The sequence below is a fragment of the Mesorhizobium sp. M7A.F.Ca.US.006.04.2.1 genome (assembly GCF_004022915.1).
Classification (GTDB): domain Bacteria; phylum Pseudomonadota; class Alphaproteobacteria; order Rhizobiales; family Rhizobiaceae; genus Mesorhizobium; species Mesorhizobium ciceri.
The window spans coordinates 1-2,799 of sequence record NZ_RZQA01000836.1 but is presented as its reverse complement, the minus strand read 5'-3'; the positions used below and the strand labels follow the sequence as shown (position 1 = coordinate 2,799).

Here is a 2,799-nt window from a genome sequence, read left to right as displayed (position 1 = left end):
TGTCGAGGTCTTTGACATCAAGCCTGGCGAAACCGCCGAGGCTGCGTTGCAGCGCCTGTTCCTGGAAAAGACCGACAAGGCCGTCAGCGCCCGCTGTGTGCTGGCGCCTTACACCGAGGGCACGGTACCCGCCGGCGTCAAACGCTACACATTCAGCCCCGACGCCGCCTATGCGAAAGAGCTGAAAGCACTTGCCAGCTCCGACGAGATTCCCGAACCGCCCTGCGGCGACTGGGGTGAAATGCCTGACGGCATGCAGTATTTCGAGGTGCCCGCGGGTGAGGGGTACAGCCTGCTTTTTGTGCGCATCGGCCAGGACGAGCCATTGTTTGACGAGCAGACGCTACGCGTCTTGCCGAGGGGGTGAGAAGCGCTTTCTCGCCAGGTCAGGCGGATTCGGTCACCGCACCGATCCGCCGGTAGACGAATGCTTCTTCTCTCGAAGGAACTGTGGCAATGCGCTTGGCTTCGTCGATCAGCATTGCCATGCGAGCATGGATCGGCGATTTCGCGCAAGCCGGGTCCGTTGCAGCGGCATCGCCGGCGATCGCCATCGCCTGGCAGCGGCAGCCGCCCCAGTCGATCTCGCGCCGCTCACAGCCGCGGCATGGCTCCTGCATCCAGTCCGTACCGCGAAAGGCATTGAACGCCGGCGAATCGGCCCAGATTGAGGACAGCCTGCGTGGTTCGAAACGCTCGAAGCTGAGCGACGGGATCGTCTGTGCGGCATGGCAGGGCAGTACGGTGCCGTCAGGCGTCACCATGAAGGCGTCCCGCGCCCAGCCGCCCATGCACGGCTTGGGATAGATCGCGAAATAGTCCGGCGTCACAAAATCGATGTTGATGATGCCGGCCAACCGCTCCTGTGCCTCCGCGACGATCTCCGCCTGCCTATCGACCGCTTCACGCTCCGGCATCAGTTGATCGCGATTGGTCAACGCCCAGCCGGCATATTGCACATTGGCGATCTCGAGCCTCTCCGCGCCCAACGAAAGGGCGAGATCGATGAATTCCGGCACCTCCTCGATGTTATGGCGATGGATCGGCGCGTTGATGGTTAGAGGCAGACCGGCCGCGCGCGCGCGGCGTGCCGTCTCCAGCTTCTTTTCGTGGGCACCCTTGTGGTTGCCGATGCGATCCGTGGTCGCCGGCCGCGCGCCCTGAAAGCTCAGTTGCAGATGGTCTAGACCGGCTTCGGCAAATGCCTCGATACGGCCCTCGACGATGCCAACGCCCGCGGTAATCAGATTGGTGTAGACGCCGCGCCCCGCAAGCCCGGCGATCAATTGCGCGAGGTCGCGGCGCAGTGTCGGCTCGCCACCGGACAGATGCACCTGGAGCACGCCGAGATCGGCGGCCTCCGAGAACAGGGCGAGCCAGGTCTCTGTGTCGAGTTCGCGATTGGCCTTGAGCAGTTCGAGCGGATTGGAGCAATAAGGGCATTGCAGCGGGCAGCGATGCGTCAGTTCCGCCAGCATGCCGATTGGAGGGAGGAGGGGCGTGCTCATAGCCTCACCAGCAGCTTGTCCGACCATTCCTGCAGGAAGGCGATGACGTCGGTCGCCACGGCCTCCTGTTCGGCCTCATAATCGGCGGCAAGGCCGGCAATGATGTCGCCGACCGTGGACCGTCCATCGCAGCGTCGCAATATGTCGAGACTGACATCGTTCGGCCAGAATATCTTTTCCGGTGAAAGCACGGCGAATGCCTGCCGCAAGGGATCGTATTGTATGCGCACGTGCTTCGGCAGCGAAGGTACCGATCGCAACGACACCACAGCTCTTTCGCGCAGCGCCATCATAGGGCTGCCTCGGGCTGGAAGGCGCCGGGCGGTATGTTTCCCTGCTCGCCATAGGCGTGTTGAAGCGCGTCAAGCATGGCCCAGAGTATATCGCATTTGAACACCAGTGCATCGATTGCCTGCTGCTGGCGCTCCGCCGTATCGGCGTGGCTGAGCACGTAGGCAAGGGCGAAGTCGGCGTCACGCGAGGCCTGTTCGGGCCGTTGCTTGAAATAGGCCAGCGTATCCTCGGTGATGTAGTCGTATTTGGCCAGCATTGCCGGCACCCGCTCGCCGATGATGAGTGGCGAGAACATCTCGGTCAGCGAGGACGCGACCGCCTCGAACAGCGTCCGGTTTGTGCAAAAGGAAAGGTAAGCGCCCACCGCGAAGCGTGTCGCCGGCAGTGCCAGCCTTTCGCTCTTCACGGCCTCGGCGTCCAGGCCGAGCGAAGTTGCCAGATGCAGCCAGCGCGCGATGCCGCCGCTCCAGCCGTCCTCGCCGTCATGATCCTCGATCCGCTTGCGCCACGCGGCACGAAACGCTGGATCCTCGGCATGTACGAGTATCATGGCATCCTTGCGTGGGATGACCGCCTGATAGCAATAGCGGTTCAGCGCCCAGGCCTTCATCTCGGCCTTCGACAACGCGCCGCTGGTCATCCTGTGGTGAAAGGGATGGCGATTGTGATAGCGCTCGGCGCCAACCTGCCTCAGCACGGCTTCGAGAGCGCTCGTGGAGAGTCCGCCTTTGGCTGCATCGCGGAAGTCGCTCAAAATTCCATCTCCATACCGTCGTTTGCGATTTCCCAGCCTGCCGCCTTGACCGCCGCGTGTTCGGCGGAACTCTCGTCAAGGATGGGGTTGGTGTTGTTGATGTGGACGAAGACGCGACGGCCGACCTTCACATTGGCCAAGCCTGCAATCGAACCCAATTCTCCCGAGATCGCCAGATGCCCCATGCGCGCGCCGGTTTTCTGACCGACGCCGGCGACGATCATCTCGTCGTCGGTGTAGACC

At 62.7% G+C, this 2,799-nt stretch carries 3 protein-coding genes and 2 pseudogenes; 1 reads left to right on the top strand and 4 read right to left on the bottom strand.

Going from position 1 to position 2,799, the window contains the following annotated elements:
- Positions 1-367, top strand: a pseudogene (locus EN925_RS30870) (hypothetical protein); the annotation flags it as partial.
- Positions 368-386: 19 nt separating this feature from the next.
- Here the strand turns inward: EN925_RS30870 and pqqE are convergent.
- From pqqE to EN925_RS30850, 4 genes and pseudogenes are all read right to left on the bottom strand, one after another.
- Complete coding sequence (gene pqqE / locus EN925_RS30865; RefSeq protein WP_127368066.1) at positions 387-1,508, bottom strand: pyrroloquinoline quinone biosynthesis protein PqqE; 1,122 nt, start codon at positions 1,506-1,508, stop codon at positions 387-389.
- On the bottom strand, positions 1,505-1,798 hold the full coding sequence (gene pqqD, locus EN925_RS30860; protein ID WP_032808964.1) for a pyrroloquinoline quinone biosynthesis peptide chaperone PqqD: 294 nt from the start codon (positions 1,796-1,798) through the stop codon (positions 1,505-1,507). The genes pqqE and pqqD overlap by 4 nt, the downstream gene beginning before the upstream one ends.
- Positions 1,798-2,556 (bottom strand): pyrroloquinoline-quinone synthase PqqC, encoded by a 759-nt coding sequence (gene pqqC / locus EN925_RS30855; RefSeq protein ID WP_013532076.1) that lies wholly within the window; start codon positions 2,554-2,556, stop codon positions 1,798-1,800. The genes pqqD and pqqC overlap by 1 nt, the downstream gene beginning before the upstream one ends.
- Positions 2,553-2,799: pseudogene (locus EN925_RS30850) on the bottom strand (pyrroloquinoline quinone biosynthesis protein B); the annotation flags it as partial. The pseudogene EN925_RS30850 and the gene pqqC, both read right to left, overlap by 4 nt.

Excerpts from the sequence above, each read along its gene's own strand:
- pqqD (WP_032808964.1), bottom strand. The coding sequence starts at position 1,798 with ATGGCGCTGCGCGAAAGAGCTGTGGTGTCGTTGCGATCGGTACCTTCG.
- pqqE (WP_127368066.1), bottom strand. The coding sequence starts at position 1,508 with ATGAGCACGCCCCTCCTCCCTCCAATCGGCATGCTGGCGGAACTGACG.